The sequence below is a fragment of the Micromonospora sp. NBC_00898 genome, from assembly GCF_045207895.1.
In the GTDB taxonomy this organism is placed as follows: Bacteria; Actinomycetota; Actinomycetes; order Mycobacteriales; family Micromonosporaceae; genus Micromonospora.
On record NZ_CP108775.1, the window covers coordinates 3,353,668 to 3,369,053 of the forward strand.

Below are 15,386 nucleotides of genomic sequence, written 5' to 3' on the forward strand. Positions count from 1 at the left end.
CACGTCCAACCCGGACGGCCTGTCGAGGCCCTTCTCCTTCGCGCCCCGCGACCCGGGCGAGGAGCCACGCCGGGTCGGGGTTGTCCGACCGGCTCGCCTCGACCATGCTGAACCGCCGCGAGGGGCTGACGAAACCGGGTTCGCCGGCCCGCGTCCCTGACCGTCGAGGAGTGTCCCGTGAGCTTCGCCCACCACCACGACCACCCTCAGGGACGCCAACCCGCAACCCCGGCACGGCGCAGGCTGACCCTGCTGCTCCTCACCCCCGCGGTGCTGCTCACCGCCGTGGGCATGCTGCTGCTCTGGCCGCACCACACCCCCCAGGCGGAAGCCACCGACGAGCCACCCCGGGTCCTCGGGCAGATCCGCACGGTCTCACCCCAATCCTGTCCCGCAGCCGAAGGCGAGAACGAGGAGGCGCCAGGGCCGTCAACGCCCACCATCGCGTGCGGATCGGTCACCGTCACCCTCACCAGCGGCCGGGACGCCGGCACCGACGTCACCACCGACATACCGTCCGGTCCCGGCGCGCCCCGGCTGCACGCCGGCGACAAGGTCACCCTGCTCCTGCTCGACGACCCCACCGGCGGCGGCAAGAGCTACTCGATCATCGACTTCCAGCGCTCCCACCAGCTGTGGCTGCTCGGCGCGGCCTTCGCCCTCGCCGTCATCGCCTTCGCTCGCTGGCGGGGCGTGACCGCGCTGGCCGGCCTCGCCGTCACCTTCGCCGTCCTGCTGCTGTTCATCATCCCCGCCATCCTCGACGGCCGATCACCGGTGCTCGTCGCCGTCGTCGGCTCCGCCGCCATCATGCTCACCGTCCTCTACCTGACCCACGGGTTCACCACGACCACCTCCGTCGCCGTCGCCGGCACCCTGGTCAGCCTCACCATCACCGCCCTGCTGTCCGCAGCGGCCACCACCGCCGCCCACCTGTCCGGGGTCGCCGACGAGACAGCCAGCTACCTGTCCATCGCCTACCAGAACGTCGACATGCGCGGCCTGCTGCTCGCCGGCATCGTCATCGGATCCCTCGGCGTGCTCGACGACGTCACCGTGACCCAGTCGGCCACCGTCACCGAACTGGCCGCGGCCAACCCGTCCTACCGCTTCCGGGAGCTCTACCGTGCGGGCACCCGCATCGGCCGGGCACACATCGCCTCCGTCATCAACACCATCGTGCTGGCCTACGCCGGCGCGTCCCTTCCGCTGATGCTGCTCTTCGCCGCCGGCAACACCCCCGTCGGCGACCTGCTCACCGGCGAACTGGTCGCCCAGGAACTCGTCCGCAGCGCGGTGGGCACCATCGGGCTGATCACGGCCGTCCCCATCACCACCGCCCTCGCGGCCCTTGTCGCCAGCCGTGCCCGCGACACCGGCCTGGTCGGCGCCGACCGGGCGCAGCCGGAACGACACGCGCCGCCACGCGAGGACCCCTGGGTCGCCTTCGCCGAAGGAGACACCCGATGGTGACACCCGTGGGGGTGCCAGCCGGGCTGTGGATCTTAGAGCGTCCGCCAGTAGGTGACGGCGGGGACGCGGAGTAGCGAAACGGGCACAGAGTCAGTGATCATCGAGTTGTCTACGCTCTGCGATCGCTGGAGGCTCTGTGCCCGCCGTCCCATCATGCATCCTCGACCCGTTTCGCACCCAGTTCCTCGCTCTGCTTCCCGAACGCGTTGTGACACATCCGCTGGGCTGTCACCGTCAACGCATCGATGACACTGTCGTGTTCGACAAGCTGATCGAGGTCCTCGTCTTCGGCGCCAGCTACGAACGCATCGGCGATGAGACCTGCTCAGCGACCACATTGCGCTGTCGCCGCGACGAGTGGATCGGCCTGGGGATCATGGAACAGTTGCGGCTGATCGCACTGGCGGCCTACGACCGGATGATCGGCCTCGACCTTCAAGACCTTCCTCTGGACGGCTGCATCACCAAGGCGCCTTCCGGCGGCGAATGCGCCGGGCCCAGCCCGGTGGACCGGGCCAAGGACGGCATCAAACGATCACAGGTCGCCGACGGGTACGGCATCCCACTGGGCACCGTGCCAGCACCGGCCAATCGACCCGACCACGCCCTGCTCGACGCCACACTGGACACCCTCGCCCAGGTCGGGCCACTACCCGACGACGCCCGCCTGCACCTGGACGCCGGCTACGACAACGGTCCCGCCCGCGACGTCATCGACGCACATGGACTTCAGTCGGAGATCGCACCCAAGGATGAGAAGACCCCCATCCAGCACGGTGGCCGTTGGGTGATCGAGCGCACGAACTCCTGGTGCAACAACTTCGGCAAGATCAGACGCAACACCGAACGACGCCGCGCATGCGTGGATTTCTACCTCGCCGCAGTCTGCATCCTCATCACCATCCGTAGCCTCATCGTGCGAGCGTGGAAGCACTACCGGTGGGACACCCGACCCCGTAGCCCTCGCATCCGATGACCTACTGGCGGACGCCCTTAAGGGCACCTTCAGCGGTGACCGACCGGGCGTTGTGCTGATGCGGAGAGTGCCGTGATGGCCGGCCGGCGCGGACCCCGGGGTGTCGGGTTTCACGCCGGCCGGTATCCGCCACTCGGTGGTGTCCGGCCCTCAGCGGATGATGAGGCCCACGCGCACGCGAACGATCTGACGTCTCCCGCCCTCCTGGGGAGCGAGCCGCCAGCGGCCCACCACGTCGACCGAGCATTGACACAGGTTCGGGCGCGGGTGGGCCCGCCGGTGACCTGCTCGGCCCGTCGCCGGCCAGCCGCAGGCGAGACGGCGTTCCCGGGGCACACTCGTTTTCACCTTGCGCGACAGCGATCTCGGGCTGCTCGGCGTGTGGGCATACCTGGTCTTTGACGTAAGCGGCAACGCCCAACATCACCACCAGCGGACGCCGCAAATACACGAAGGAGTGACAGAACTCCACAATCCGGCCCGCTGCACCTAGCCTACACATCGAGGCCATGACGGGCAGGCGTACCGATCGTGGAGGTCCTATGGCGACGCGGGCGAACACAATCCCAGGACAGGCCACTCTCGCATCGTGGGCTGCCCAGCAGCGCAAGGTCCGGCCGCAGCGATTCATTCCGCTGGCGGATGGGCTGCGGTTCGCGTTCTACGGGCGGATGTCCACGGTCGACTTCCAGGATCGGGCGTCGTCGTGCCTTTGGCAGCGCGACCACGCCGAGGACCTTGTCGCCGGCCATGGTCGGATCGTGGCCGAGTTCTTCGACGAGGGTGTCTCCCGCCGGGTGGCCTGGCCGGACCGGCCGCAAGCGTCACGGCTACTCGCCGCCGTGGCGGACCCAGCACGCGGGTTCGACGCGTGAGCTTCCCCCCTCGGGCCGGACACCCTGATCCCTGGCAGATGAGCCAGGAGGAAGGATGCCCTGGTGGCACGTCCCTCGCAGTACACCGAGCAGTTCCGTAAGGACGCGGTGGCGTTGGTCCGTTCGTCGGACTCGCCGTTGCGGCAGATAGCCCGTGACCTGGGCGTCAACCATGAGACGCTGCGTGGTTGGGTCCGGGCCGAGGAGCGTAGGGAGGCCGGCGGCCGGTCCGCGGAGCCCGAGTTGACGCTCACCGAGCGCGAAGAGCTGCGCAAGCTGCGTGCTCGGGTGCGGGAGCTGGAGCTGGAGAAGGACATTCTCCGCAAGGCAGCCCAATATTTTGCCAAGGAGATGGGGCATTGACCAGCCGCTACCGCTTCATCTCCGCCGAGCGCGCCACCTACGGCGTCACGCGGCTGTGTCGAGTCCTGCGGGTGCGCCGCCAGGGCTTCTACGAGTGGTTGCACGCCGCGGAGGCCCGCGAGCAGCGTGAGCAGGACGAGGACGCGCTCGCTGCGGAGATCACCGCGATCCACGCGGCGCACCGACAGGCGTACGGGTCCCCGCGCGTGACGGTGGAGCTACGCCGGCGCGGCCGGCGGGTCAACCGCAAGAAGGTCGAGCGGATCATGCGTCAGCGCGGGATCGTGGGCTTCACGCGCCGGCGACGCCGATCGCTGACCAAGCAGGATGTGACCGCGCCACCGGCCCCGGATCTGCTCGGCAGGGGCTTCACCGCCGCCGCGCCGGGCGAGAAGCTGGTCGGCGACATCACGCACCTGCCCACCGAGGAGGGCTGGCTGTATCTGGCCACCGTCATCGACCTGCACACCCGCGAGGTGGTCGGGCACGCGATGGCCGAGCACATGCGCGCCGAGCTGGCCTGCAACGCGATCACCCTGGCCGCCCGCCGGGGCCTGACCGGCAAGGGCGCGATCTTCCACTCGGACCGCGGATCCCAGTACACCTCCACCGAGTTCCGCCGCTGCCTGCGCAGACATCGGCTACGGGCATCGATGGGCCGTACTGGATCTTGCTATGACAATGCGGCCGCGGAAAGCTTCTTCGCGACCCTGAAAACCGAGGTCGGCACCAAGGTCTGGCCCACCCGCGCCGCCGCTCGCCAAGCGGTCTTCGCCTACCTGGCCTACTACAACACAAACCGTCTACATTCGACCATTGGATACCGCACACCCACCGAGGCCCGCCTCGGGTATCGTCACACCCACGCCCTCGCAGCGTGAGAACCCCGGTGTCCGGTCCCGGGGTGGAAGCTCAGCGATCGTCGTCGGCGAGTACGAACGCGCTTTCCACGGCCAGCAGCTCGAACAGCTGACCCCCACCCTCGTCAAGCACGGCGTGCAGCTGTGGCTGCCCGAGACCTACGGGCCGGTGGACTTCGACAACCCCCGACAGGTGGCGCTGCTGGACCTGCTGGGCGTGCACTCCCAGCGGGAGGTGTCCCGGGCGCGGCACCGCACCAGCGCGGCCATGCGCGCCCAAGCCGAGCTGCAGTGTCGACATCTCGGCGGCCGGCCGCCCTACGGCTACCGACTCGTCGACGCCGGCCCGCACCCGAACCGCGCCCACGCCGCCTGGGGCCGGCGCCTGCACCGCTTGGAACCCGACCCGGCGACCGCACCCCACGTGAGGTGGATCTTCGCCCAACGGCTCGCCGGCCGCAGCGTGGCCAGCATCACCCGCGATCTCAACGACTACGGCGTGCCGTGTCCGTCCGGCGCCGACCCGGCACGCAACCCGCACCGCAGCGGCCAACGCTGGATGCTCACCACCGTCGCGGCGATCCTGGGCAACCCCCGCTACACCGGCCGCCAGGTGTGGAACCGCCAACGCGCCGGCCAGGACGACGTCGAGCCGGACGGCACCATCGCGCGGCACCGCGAGGTCCAGCGCGCGAACGCCGCCCCGCAATGGATCATCTCCCGACCGGACTGCCTGACTGCCGCACCCACGCCACCTGCTGCCACTCGGCTGGCTGGTCTGCCTGCCGGTAGCAGCGCTTGGCGTGTTCGAAGTACCGCAGCGCGGCGCCGTAGTACCTGCTCTTGCTCCCCTTCAGGATGCGCATGCCCTGAGCCCGCCAGATCCTGGCGGCCTCGCCGGGGTGGCCTGGTTCCAGCGCGGTGCCGGCTTTTCTGCCGCGTGGTGGCCGATGCCTTCCAGCGAACTGTCGGAGGTGCGGGCGGCCAGGTGCCCGAGGCGTCCGGTCTCGTCGGTGTGCAGCAGCAGTTCCATCACCGCAGGCAGGTAGCGGTTGCCGTCCAGGGCCGCGGAGATGGCTCTGTCGTGCCAGGCGGGGCGCTCGGCTTGGGGGACGAACGTCATCAGGTGGTCGTAGGAGTACCGGTCGGGGTGCCTGCGATAGTCGGCCCAGGCCGTCTCCAGCGCCTGCTCACCGTGACCAAGGTCGGCCAGGAGCCGGGGCTTGAGCTCGGTGAGGCTGTGCGCGGCGAAGGATGGGTACGGCCGGTGGGCGTCGAGTTCCAGGCCGCGCTCCACCCAGGACAGAGCCTGGGCGGGGTCGCCTCGGGTGACCAGTAGGTTCGCGACCGTGAGGCAGTCGTCGGTGGTCAGGCCGGTGCGCCCGGCGAGTTCGACGTATGCATTGAGGTCACCTTGGGCGGCGCACAGGCACCGTAGCGTCTCGGCCCACCGTAGCGTTTCGGCCCGTCGTCGACGGGCGGCCTGATCCGACTCGACAGAACTCGTGGTGGTCCGGTCGGCGGCTTCGAACCGGCTCCGGATCTGGTCGATGAACGCCGCGAGGCCGGCCTCGTCGAGGACGGTGGCGATCTCGCGTTCCAGCCGGTGGCAGAAGCCGTACTGGTCGTTGTCCATCCAGGCCAGCAGGTGGGCCGTGGTCTGCTGCGGGCATGCCTCGGCGGCCTGGCGAGCCGTGATCCAGCCACTGATCAAGCTCTGGGCGAACATACCGAAGCTGCCGCTGGAGTCGTCGACCTCTTCGGCCTTCTCGTAGCACCCGGCCAGGAACGTCTCGTACAGGGTGGCCGCCCGCTCGGGATCGTCGGTGACGAGCCGGCCGATGGCCGCCGCGACCTGTTCGAGGCCGTCGACGAATCGGAAGCAGCCCTGGTCGGACACGAACCGGCCTGGATCGAGGGCGTGTTCGATCTCAGCTTCCATGGGGTCCGGATGATTACTCGTGGTGCTCACCGGGACCTCCGTCGGGAACGTCTGCTGGTCGGCTGGGGCTCGGCGCGGACCGCGTGGAAGCCCGAGTCGTCGCCGAGGTGGAAGAAGATGCGACCGTCGAGCGTGCCGTCGTCGGCGAGGCTGGCCCAGCCACGACCGCTGACGTGGTCGCCCTCGTCGCTACCCTCCCAGGTGAACTCGACGTGGGCCTGTCCGTCGCGGGTCGCCTCGCGGCAGTCCATCCACCCATCGACGGCGATGAACCCGAACCGCCCAGTCCGATCACGGTCGAACTCGATGAACGCGGGCTCCACCAGGTCGATGACGTCGGTAACCCACAACTCCATCGACGTGATCCTCCACCGTCCGGTGAAGTCTGCCAGTTTCGTCATCCGGGTCCCTCCGCGTCCCGCGTGTCGCCGCCGGGAATGACCCAACGGCCGATGCCCGTTCCCGCGCTGTCATGCGGGCATCGTATGGACATCGTCGCGGAGTCGCAGCACTCGGCTTCTGGATCCGCCGCGTGCGCCCCGCGGCCGTGCTGCCGTCGGCGAGACCGGCCAGGGGTCCGTCGCTTGGCGCGGTTGGGGTCAGGGGCGCAGGAACGCCCGCTGCCGGTTGCTCAGCGGGGTGACGCCGGGCAGCGGCGCACGGTCGAGGAATCGCGTCTTGTACCGCCGCAGCAGCGCCTCCCCCTCGCGCTGCCAGGTGAAGCGGGGCTTGCCCAGCAGGCGGGCGAAGACCCGGCCGGCTCGGTCTGGATCCTGCTCGGCGAGCCTGCGCAGCACGATCGGGGGGATGCTCTGGCTCTTGAGATACCCGCTGACCGCGTCCCGGTAGCGGCGGCCGGCGATCAGGGCCGGGTCGGCGAACACGTCGCGGACGAGCCGGTACTCCGGCAGGAACCACAGCCCTTCGACCTCGTCGAACATGATGCCGACGGTCTCGGCCTGTTCGAAATCGGAGGACATCGACATCTGGGGTACCGGAGGCGGCTGCTCTTCGTCTGGGGCGTCCCGGTTCTTGGACGATGTCGTCTGACCAGGCGCCGGACTCTGACCAGCACTGATCCGTGTGGCGTGATAGTTCCAGAACCCTGCCATCCGGTCGGCGAGTTCGTGCCCGGTGACGACGGCCAAGTCGGCACCGAAAAACTCGACGAAGTGCTCGTGTAGTCGGCGATGGAGTTCCCAGCCGAGGGCGAGCTTGTCCGGGTTGCGGAACACTGCGGCTGGGCAGGTGTTGGCCAGCTCGGCTGCGGCCCGGCGCATCTCGCGGCGACCTTCGGGTGGCGCGGAGTTGAGCGCTCCGGACAGCAGCCATTCATTGCCGAGCGGCACGACCCTGGCCCACACGATGGTCTCCGGTACGAGCTGCTTGAGCAGTTGCGGACCTAGGTTGGAGCGGACCCGGTAGGTGAGTTCGTCGACCAGGTTGACCATGATTGCGGTGTCGCCGTCATGGCGCTCGACCTCGAAGATGCCCTCGACCGCCTTCGCCCAGCCTAGGAGCATGGCGCGTTCAGCCTCCGGCAGGTCGGGCCGGGACGCGACGAACTGTTCCACGATCGTGCGACCGTCGCGGGTGCGGTGCTCCAGCACGAAGCGGTCCAGACAGTTGATGTAGTCGGCCTCGCTGCTGGGCTCGGCCGTGGCGAACCGGTTGGCGTAGGCCGAACGGAACTCCCCGGTGAAGCGCTGGCTCTGACCGAAGGCGACGAGCGCTGCCTTCAGCGGACCACTGCGTGGGAGCAAGTCGTCTTGTGAGGCGGTGGCGGTGGGGTCTGGGGCGCCCTGGTTCATCGGGCGATGATGCCAGAGAGCCTCGGTGCGTCCCTTGTGCCCGGGCAGAGCCGTGAGGAACGGCGAACCACGCTGTTCGGATACTCTATCGTTTGCGCTTGCGCCGGGATCGGCCGCCGCCGGTCTTCTGGTTGCGCTGGTTGGTGGGGCGGCTGCCCGGCTCCGGTTTCGAACCACGCCGTTCGGGCCGGTTGAGGCGTTCGAGCCGTTGGAGTCGTTCGATTGCTTCGGAGCGGGCCTCGAAGTCGTCGTCCCGCTCGGCCAGGTCCACAGCGGCATGGAAGTGTGTTGCTGCCCCTCCTGGGTCGCCGAGGGCCAGGAGAGCATCGCCGGCGTGTATCCGGATCCAGAAGTCGTCGGGCCATCGGGTCACATTGTCTTCGATCTTGGCCAGGGTCTGGTCGACCAGGCCGGCCCGCGCCAATGCCACCCCGACGTCGCCGTCGAGCATGCTGCGCAGGCCGGGATCGACCGTGGCCAGAGCGTCGCCGACGGCCACCGCCTCGGCGCCCAGGCCGGCACGGCCGAGGTCTGCCACGAGGTTGACCAGCCAGTCGGGCAGGAAACCGGCCAGGTCAGGCTCCTCGCCCAAGGCGACGGCGAAGTCGTTGGCGCAGCCGGGGAACCAGCCGGCTGCCTCGATGACGAGGCGGGCGCGATCGACCAGTTCGGCTGGTTCCGGAACGACATACATGCCCTGAGGGGCGTTGGCGAGCTTGGTCGCCAGGCCACCGGGCAGGTGGGGACGATCGATCCGGCTGGAGGCGTCGGTGATCGCGGCCCACCCGTCGGGGTTGCTGGCATTGGCCCTGGCCACGCGGGCGCGGATGACCGTATCAGCCTTGACGCGGTGGGGCGGGCACATCCGGGCCTGGGACTCGGCCAGGTCGGCGGGGAAACCGAATCGCCGTCTGGCGCAGGCGGGGCAGCCAACCTGGCGCTGGGCTGCCGCTGCCAGCGCGACGGGCGAGCGGTCCAGGTCGACCGGCCCGAAGGCGTGCTTGACGATGTCGGTGATGGCGCCGAGCCCGATGGCCTCCCACCCGGGGGAGACCAGGTCGATCACTGGGGCTCCCAACGCCGTACCGCCCGCGCGGTCGGCGAGCAGATCGTTGGCGTCGGTGGTCCGACCCCGGCCCATGGGGCGGCGGGTAGCCGTGACGGCTTCTGAGGGAGTGTCCGCGATACTGGCGGCTGTGGCGACGGCCGAGCCAGCCATCGTACCGATGACGGCGCAGATCGTGGTGCGTTGCGTGCGGGCCGAGTCGACCAGCGACCAGATCGGCAGGTACACCACCAGCTCCGATCCGTCATGGTCGGCGTTGAGGGTGGCGAAGCCCTCTGGCCGTGACGCCTGGTGTTCGAGCGGATCCCAGGTGATCACAAAGACGCGCAGCAGGCCGGCCACCCGCGCCCGCGCGCCCGCCAGGCCAGGCCAGGTGACGCCGAGCTCGAGCAGCTTCTTCTCAGTGAGCGGCGGGGTATCCAGCAGCCGGCGGAGCGCGGCTGGCAGATCCGCGTACAGTTCTTCTCCGGCGAAGCTCATGGCCGGCACCGTACTCCCTCACTCCACCTGGCGCGTTTGGCCTCGGCCAGGATTGGTGAGATCCAATGGGTGCGGTAGGCACGTTCGAGGTTGGCGTCACCGGTCTTGGTGAACCGCAGCCGGTGGCGGTCGCGGGTCCAGGCGACGTAGCTGGTCTCGCTCGGGGTGAGCTGGTTGCGCTGCGCCCAGCCGTGCAGCAGGCGCAGGGCGGTGCTGAGCTTTGCGAGGTTGGCGGTGGCTACCCGTTCCAGGTACGGTACGCGGCCTCGGCGCCAGTCCTCGACCTGGGCGGTGTTCAGCCAACCGATACCGGTGAGGATCTCGACCGGGGTGACGACCTGCCGGGCTGACAGCGCTGACGCGGCGACTGCGGCGATCTTCCGTTCGAGCCTGGCGTGGTTGGCGGGGTTCACGGCTACCGTCGGCGCGCCGGTGGTGCTGGCAGCAGCGGCGAGGCGGCCGTGGCCCGGTCGAGTTCGTCGCGGAATGCGACGTGCCGGGGATAGCGGCTGCGGGTACCGGTGAGGAACGCGGCTGCGGCGGCCTGGTTGCCGGCGAGGGCCAGTGCCTCGGCATAGGCGACGGCAAGGACCGCGACCCGCTGGTAGGCGCCGCGGTGTTTGTTGCTCACGACGGCGTCGACGCGCTGGGCGACGACACCCCGCGCTACGTCGAGCCACTGCTGGCGCTGCTGGGGGCTGCCAGGATGGTCGGCGATGTGGCACGCCAGCAGGACCGACAGGCGAGACGGGGCGCCGGACGGCTCGCCGGGCTCGTCGTCGGGCAGGTCGACGGCGGTGTTGGCGTACCAGCGGCCGGCGGTGTCGATGGCGGCGAACTGCTGGTCGAGTTGGGTGTCGGCGGCGGGAACGGCCGGGGCGACCGCGGCGGCCAGCAGGTAGGGCCACACGACCGGGCCGGGATGGTCGGGATCGGACCAGCCCAGAGGGTCGGATACCGCCAGGGCGGTGGCGGCGGTGTCGGTACGGTCGGCCAGCAGCAGCAGTTCGCAGCCGAGCCGGTCGGGGATTGTCGCAACCAGGTCGGCCTCGGCCGCCAGGACCTCGGCGCGTTGGCCTGCGGCGTCGGCCGCCGTGACCAGGGTCAGCAGCCGGTTGCGGTTGGGGTGGGTGCGCCACGCCGTGCGGTGGGCGTCGAGCGCGGCCCGCGGGTCGCCGAGGCGGGTGGACAGCGTGCCCAGCCGGTCGGCGACCTCGGCCGTGCGCTCGCCGGGCCAGCCCGTGCCGGTCAAGGCCTCCCGGGCGGCAGCGGCGGCGTCGGAGATGCGGCCGTCGCTGGTGAGCGCGTCGATCCAGTCCAGGTACGCGGTGGGCTGGTGGTCTCCGGGCCGGCGGGCCACCGTGGCCAGCCCGTCGGTGCCCGCGTGCCACACGGTGGCCTCGGTCAGCAGCCGCTGGCGGTCGCGAGCCTGGTACCCGCTGGTCTCCTCGGTGAGTACATCGATCCAGGCAGGCAGGAAGTCGTCCACGTCGGGTAGGCCGCTGCGCCGGGTAGCGGCGATCGTGCGCAGGCTCGTTCCGGGGGCGAGGTGGCGCAGGTCGGCGTACCGGTCGTGGAGCTGTTCGGCGCGCTCGGGCAGCGGGGTGGTTTCGTAGACGGCCCGCAGGTGGCGGGCGACAGCCTCGGGGACGTCGGTGGCGACCATGTCCGGGGCATTTTCGGACCCGCAGAACGCGCCGACCTCCTGGTCGAGGTCGAACGCACCCAGCAGTCGGCCGTAGGCGTCCTTGGCCAGGGCGAGATCACCAGCGAGGAACGCGTCGGCGGCCGCGGCGAACAGGTCGTCCATCTCTGCGACCCACGACTCGTCGCCCCAGGCCCGCTCCTCGTGCAGTTCGTCGTCCCATCCCCACCCCTCGAAGAACGCCCCGGAGCGCACCCGGTCGACGAAGGCGTCGATGTCGGCCAGCAACCGCGTACCGTCGGGGCAGGGGGCCAAGCGGGGGCCGGGTACTTGGCAGGCCCCCGCACCGGGGGCGGGGAAGATTGCCAGAAATGCCTCCCGGTTGCTGGCGGACAACCGTTCGGCGTGGGCGACGAGGGCGGCACGCAGGTCCTCGACGGGCAGGGCCGCCAGCCGCTGCTCCAACACCGCCAGGAACTCACCCAGCCCCTGCGGGGTAGATCGGGTCGACAGCCGCATGATCTTCGAACCTCCTCGCTTCCCCCCGCCAGTGGCGGCATCGTGACCCTACCGGCCGTCAGTTCGCTGCCGGCAGCGGGAACAACGGCCGTGGCGGGCCGGCGATGGCTGGTAGCCGTGGCGGCAGGCCCCAGACCGCGGTCGTCGTTCTGCTCCGGACCGCCGGCCCACCTCGCTTCGATGTCCTCGAACGGGCGCGGATAGGGTCGCCGGATGGATCCGCAGCCCCTCGCAGTGGAAGCTCCTGTCGACGTCGCCGGTGCGGGGCGCCTGGCCCGTGGTTGCATGATGGCCGATCAGGCATGCGAGCTGGCGCGCTGGGTGGGACGTGACGGCCGGCCGGTGACGGCCAGCCGTGTGTTGCGTCGCGCTGATGTTGCTGCCGCCGGGGCCGTGCTGGGGGTGCCGGTGCCGGCCAGGGTACGGACCGCGGCGGATGTGCCCGTGCTGCACCGGCCCTGGAGCTTTGCCCTCGGCTCGGGACTGTTGAAGATCACCGGCTCCGTCGCTGTGGCTGGGCCGGTGCTGGAGCAGTGGCCATCGTTGGGGGACGCCGAGGTCCTCGACGCGTGGCTGGCCGGGTTCCGCGCGGTGTGCACGGTCGAGTCCGATCCCCGGTACGAGCAGGGCGTGGCCACCCTCGCGTTCGCGTTCCTGGAGGTGGTGGCCACCCGGGACTGCCTGGACCCGCGCCATCTGTGGCACTGGCTGGTCGAAGTCGTCGAGGAGCAGGAGGAAGACGGCGACCGGTCCGACCACGTGCCGTTTCACGTGCTCACCCAGTATGTGGATTCGGTGACCGGCGACCGGTTCGCCGGGATGGTGGATCTGCTGGGCCGGTTGGGGGCGGTGACCGGCACCAGCACCCGGACGGTTGCGGTGACCGGGCTGGGCCAGTGGGCACGGGCGTGCGCGCGGGCGGATCGGCCTCGGCGGATAACCGCGGACCTACCCGCCAACGAGGTGGTCGAACTGCTGGCCGATTGCGTGCGCCGGGGGGTGGATCCGTGGTCCGCCGCGTGGCGGTGGCTGGAGCCACGGCCGGCGGCCGACGCGGCGCGGGAGCTGCTGACGGCTGCGGCCGGGGTGTCGGCGGCGGCCCGGATCGGGGCGGGCGACGTGGCTGACGGGCTGGGCGAGCAGGCGCTGGGAGTGTGGCGGGAGGCCGAGCGAATCCCGGAATTGGGGCCACATGCCCGGGCGACGCTGGCCGCCTGGGACGGCGAGGGGCCGCGTCTGGCCCCGGTCGACGCGCGGTGGCTGGCGGTCGAGCATGCCGCGGCCTCCCTGGAGGGGCCCGGCCCCGATGAGGCGCTGGCGCTGGTGTACGACCGGATCCCGGGCACGGACCTGCAGTCGCGCCTGGACGCGGTGGCCGGGTGTGACCATCCCGACGCGGGGCGGGTGGCTGCCGCGCTGACCGCGTTCGTGTCCTCGGGCGTTGCCCGCTCGGTCGACCAGGTGTACCAGCTCAAGGTTGTGCTGATGCGTTGGTCTCCGTCGATCTGGCGGAGGGTGCTGGTGCCGGCCATCGCCACGTTCGGTGACCTACATGCCGTGATTCAGGAGCTGTTCGGGTGGGACGGTGACCACCTGCACATGTTCGAGGTCGGTGGCAAGCGGTACAGCGACCCGTTGTTCGATCTGCGTGACTCGGAGATGGCCGACGAGTTCGAGATCCGGTTGCGGGACGTGTTCACCGGCGCGACCAAGAAGGTCCGCTACGAGTACGACTTCGGCGCGAGCTGGTGGCATGAGGTCACGCTGGAGAAGGTTCACGAGTGCGGACCGGAAGCGGCGTACCCGATCTGTATCGCGTTTGCCGGCGACTCCCCTGTGGAGTATCCGTCCGAGGAGGAGCCGCAGGACCCAGAGCCATTCGAGCTGGTCGCAACGAATCGTCGTCTGGCCAGGATCGGCCAACCCGTTGAGCCGGATGACCAGGACCAGTGACCGTGCCAGCATCGGACAGCGGGCCAGATCAGTCTCCCGTTCCCTCGCCCGCCGCCCTGGCCCGCGTCCGGCGCCCGCCGCGCTGGGGAGCGTGCCGTCGCGGCGGCCCGCGCCATGCCGCTTGGCTTGCCCGAGGTGTCGTGCGCGTTCTGGTGTGATGTACCGGTGAGGGCGGAGGACGCGAACGAGTTGACCGTGCTGGTGGACCGGTTGCGGCGAGATCGTCGCCGTGACCCGTACGCGGGCCGGGATGCCTACTCGCGGGCCGCGCGTGAGGTCGCGGACCGCTGCGCGAGGCTGATCGACGCTGATGAGGCGGCGGTCGCGGTACCGGTGCTGCGCAAGGCGGTCGACCGGATGACGAGCGCCCTGATGTACATGGACAGCTCCTCCGGGGTGCTCGGCAACGACCTCGCCAACCTGATGGAGGTCTACGCCCAGGCGTGCCGGGCCGCCCCGCCTCGGCCCGCCGGGCTGGCGGCGTGGCTGGTGAAGTTGGTGTGCGACGGCCCCGGCTGGCCGGATGTGGTGCTGAGCGAGTGGGCACCGGCGTTGGGGGCGAAGGGTTTGGCCGAGGTCGCGCGGTTGATCGACGAGCGTGCCGCCGCGGCTGACCCCGATGACCGGCATCAGCAGTGGGCGGTGCGGTATCTGCGGGAGCAGTTGGCCGAGGTCTCCGGCGACGTGGACCGCCACGTGCGGGTGCTGGCGGAGCATCTGGCCAGCGCCGACCAGTACGGGCGGATCGTACGGGTATTGGCGCAGGCACAGCGGCCCGCCGAGGCGATCGACTGGGCCCGACGCGGACTCGCCGAGTACGAGTCCGGCTACCAGGCGGCGGAACTGCGCGACCTGCTGGTACGGCTGCTGATCGAGACTGGTGAACCCGCGACGGCGGTGGCCGAGCGCCGGACAGCGTTCGATGCCCAGCCGACGATCGACAACCTCCGGTCGCTGCTGGCGACGGTGGCCGAGACTGATCGAGAAGCCGCCCACACCGAGTGGGCGTTGGCGGTGGTGCGCGAGCGCGCCGCACGGCAGGTGGGATATCTGCCGCATCTGATCGACGCGCTGGTGCTGGCCGGCCGTGATGACGAGGCGTGGCACACCGGGCTGGCTCGGCTGGACGAGCTGCCCGCCCGGCAACGCGTCGAGCTGCTGGAGCTGCGGCGGCGGACCCACCCGGCCGAGGTGCGGGAACCCTACCGGGCGCTCATCGACGCCCAACTGCTCGACTCGTACGACAAACGCCGCTACGACAAGGCGATCACGCTGCTGCGCAGCCTACGCGAGGCGTACACGGCAACCGGTGAGACCGCGCGGTTCGACGCATACCTGCAGGCGTTACGCGCAGAACATCGCCGCCGGCCGACGTTCCTGGCCAAGCTCGACGCCGCCCCCCTATCGTCCGACCGGTAGCGTG

The 15,386-nt window shown here is 70.3% G+C and carries 15 protein-coding genes and 1 pseudogene; 8 read left to right on the forward strand and 8 right to left on the reverse strand.

Annotated features, from left to right (window positions below):
- Nucleotides 1–177 precede the first annotated feature (177 nt).
- From OG799_RS16375 to OG799_RS16395, 5 genes are all read left to right on the forward strand, one after another.
- Entirely contained in the window at nt 178–1,473 is a 1,296-nt protein-coding gene (locus OG799_RS16375) for a YibE/F family protein (RefSeq protein ID WP_406045893.1), read from the forward strand.
- A 136-nt stretch (nt 1,474–1,609) separates the two neighbouring features.
- Entirely contained in the window at nt 1,610–2,449 is an 840-nt protein-coding gene (locus OG799_RS16380) for an IS5 family transposase (RefSeq protein WP_406045894.1), read from the forward strand.
- A 542-nt stretch (nt 2,450–2,991) separates the two neighbouring features.
- Complete coding sequence (locus tag OG799_RS16385; protein ID WP_406045895.1) at nt 2,992–3,324, forward strand: hypothetical protein; 333 nt, start codon at nt 2,992–2,994, stop codon at nt 3,322–3,324.
- A 63-nt stretch (nt 3,325–3,387) separates the two neighbouring features.
- The gene (locus tag OG799_RS16390; RefSeq protein WP_406036412.1) at nt 3,388–3,687 is read left to right on the forward strand and encodes a transposase; all 300 of its coding nucleotides are present in this window, start codon (nt 3,388–3,390) and stop codon (nt 3,685–3,687) included.
- A complete protein-coding gene (locus tag OG799_RS16395) occupies nt 3,684–4,568 on the forward strand; it encodes an IS3 family transposase (RefSeq protein ID WP_406045896.1) in 885 nt (294 codons plus the stop codon). Before OG799_RS16390 ends, OG799_RS16395 begins: the two co-directional genes overlap by 4 nt.
- Before the next feature lie 31 nt (nt 4,569–4,599).
- Here OG799_RS16395 and OG799_RS16400 read toward each other — a convergent pair whose 3' ends face one another.
- The gene (locus tag OG799_RS16400; RefSeq protein ID WP_406045897.1) at nt 4,600–4,848 is read right to left on the reverse strand and encodes a hypothetical protein; all 249 of its coding nucleotides are present in this window, start codon (nt 4,846–4,848) and stop codon (nt 4,600–4,602) included.
- Between OG799_RS16400 and OG799_RS16405 the strand changes: the two are divergent.
- Nucleotides 4,816–5,211: pseudogene (locus OG799_RS16405) on the forward strand (recombinase family protein); the annotation flags it as partial. The gene OG799_RS16400 and the pseudogene OG799_RS16405 sit on opposite strands and share 33 nt — an antisense overlap.
- Before the next feature lie 49 nt (nt 5,212–5,260).
- On the opposite strand, the gene OG799_RS16410 reads toward OG799_RS16405, so the two are convergent.
- The 7 genes from OG799_RS16410 to OG799_RS16440 all read right to left on the reverse strand — a co-directional run bounded on the left by OG799_RS16410 (nt 5,261) and on the right by OG799_RS16440 (nt 12,010).
- The gene (locus OG799_RS16410; protein ID WP_406045898.1) at nt 5,261–5,413 is read right to left on the reverse strand and encodes a hypothetical protein; all 153 of its coding nucleotides are present in this window, start codon (nt 5,411–5,413) and stop codon (nt 5,261–5,263) included.
- A complete protein-coding gene (locus OG799_RS16415; RefSeq protein ID WP_406045899.1) occupies nt 5,401–6,489 on the reverse strand; it encodes a DUF6880 family protein in 1,089 nt (362 codons plus the stop codon). The genes OG799_RS16410 and OG799_RS16415 overlap by 13 nt, the downstream gene beginning before the upstream one ends.
- 26 nt (nt 6,490–6,515) lie before the next feature.
- Complete coding sequence (locus OG799_RS16420; RefSeq protein WP_406045900.1) at nt 6,516–6,890, reverse strand: hypothetical protein; 375 nt, start codon at nt 6,888–6,890, stop codon at nt 6,516–6,518.
- Nucleotides 6,891–7,088: 198 nt separating this feature from the next.
- Nucleotides 7,089–8,300 carry a hypothetical protein gene (locus tag OG799_RS16425; RefSeq protein ID WP_406045901.1) on the reverse strand — a complete coding sequence of 404 codons (1,212 nt, stop codon included), beginning with the start codon at nt 8,298–8,300 and terminating at the stop codon, nt 7,089–7,091.
- Between the two features lie 85 nt (nt 8,301–8,385).
- Nucleotides 8,386–9,846 carry a hypothetical protein gene (locus tag OG799_RS16430; protein WP_406045902.1) on the reverse strand — a complete coding sequence of 487 codons (1,461 nt, stop codon included), beginning with the start codon at nt 9,844–9,846 and terminating at the stop codon, nt 8,386–8,388.
- Nucleotides 9,843–10,259 carry a hypothetical protein gene (locus tag OG799_RS16435; RefSeq protein ID WP_406045903.1) on the reverse strand — a complete coding sequence of 139 codons (417 nt, stop codon included), beginning with the start codon at nt 10,257–10,259 and terminating at the stop codon, nt 9,843–9,845. Before OG799_RS16435 ends, OG799_RS16430 begins: the two co-directional genes overlap by 4 nt.
- Before the next feature lie 2 nt (nt 10,260–10,261).
- The gene (locus OG799_RS16440) at nt 10,262–12,010 is read right to left on the reverse strand and encodes a hypothetical protein (protein ID WP_406045904.1); all 1,749 of its coding nucleotides are present in this window, start codon (nt 12,008–12,010) and stop codon (nt 10,262–10,264) included.
- Nucleotides 12,011–12,223: 213 nt separating this feature from the next.
- On the opposite strand from OG799_RS16440, the gene OG799_RS16445 reads away from it, so the two are divergent.
- Both OG799_RS16445 and OG799_RS16450 read left to right on the forward strand, forming a co-directional pair.
- On the forward strand, nt 12,224–13,963 hold the full coding sequence (locus OG799_RS16445; protein WP_406045905.1) for a plasmid pRiA4b ORF-3 family protein: 1,740 nt from the start codon (nt 12,224–12,226) through the stop codon (nt 13,961–13,963).
- A 165-nt stretch (nt 13,964–14,128) separates the two neighbouring features.
- A complete protein-coding gene (locus tag OG799_RS16450; RefSeq protein ID WP_406045906.1) occupies nt 14,129–15,382 on the forward strand; it encodes a hypothetical protein in 1,254 nt (417 codons plus the stop codon).
- The last annotated feature ends 4 nt before the right edge of the window (nt 15,383–15,386 follow it).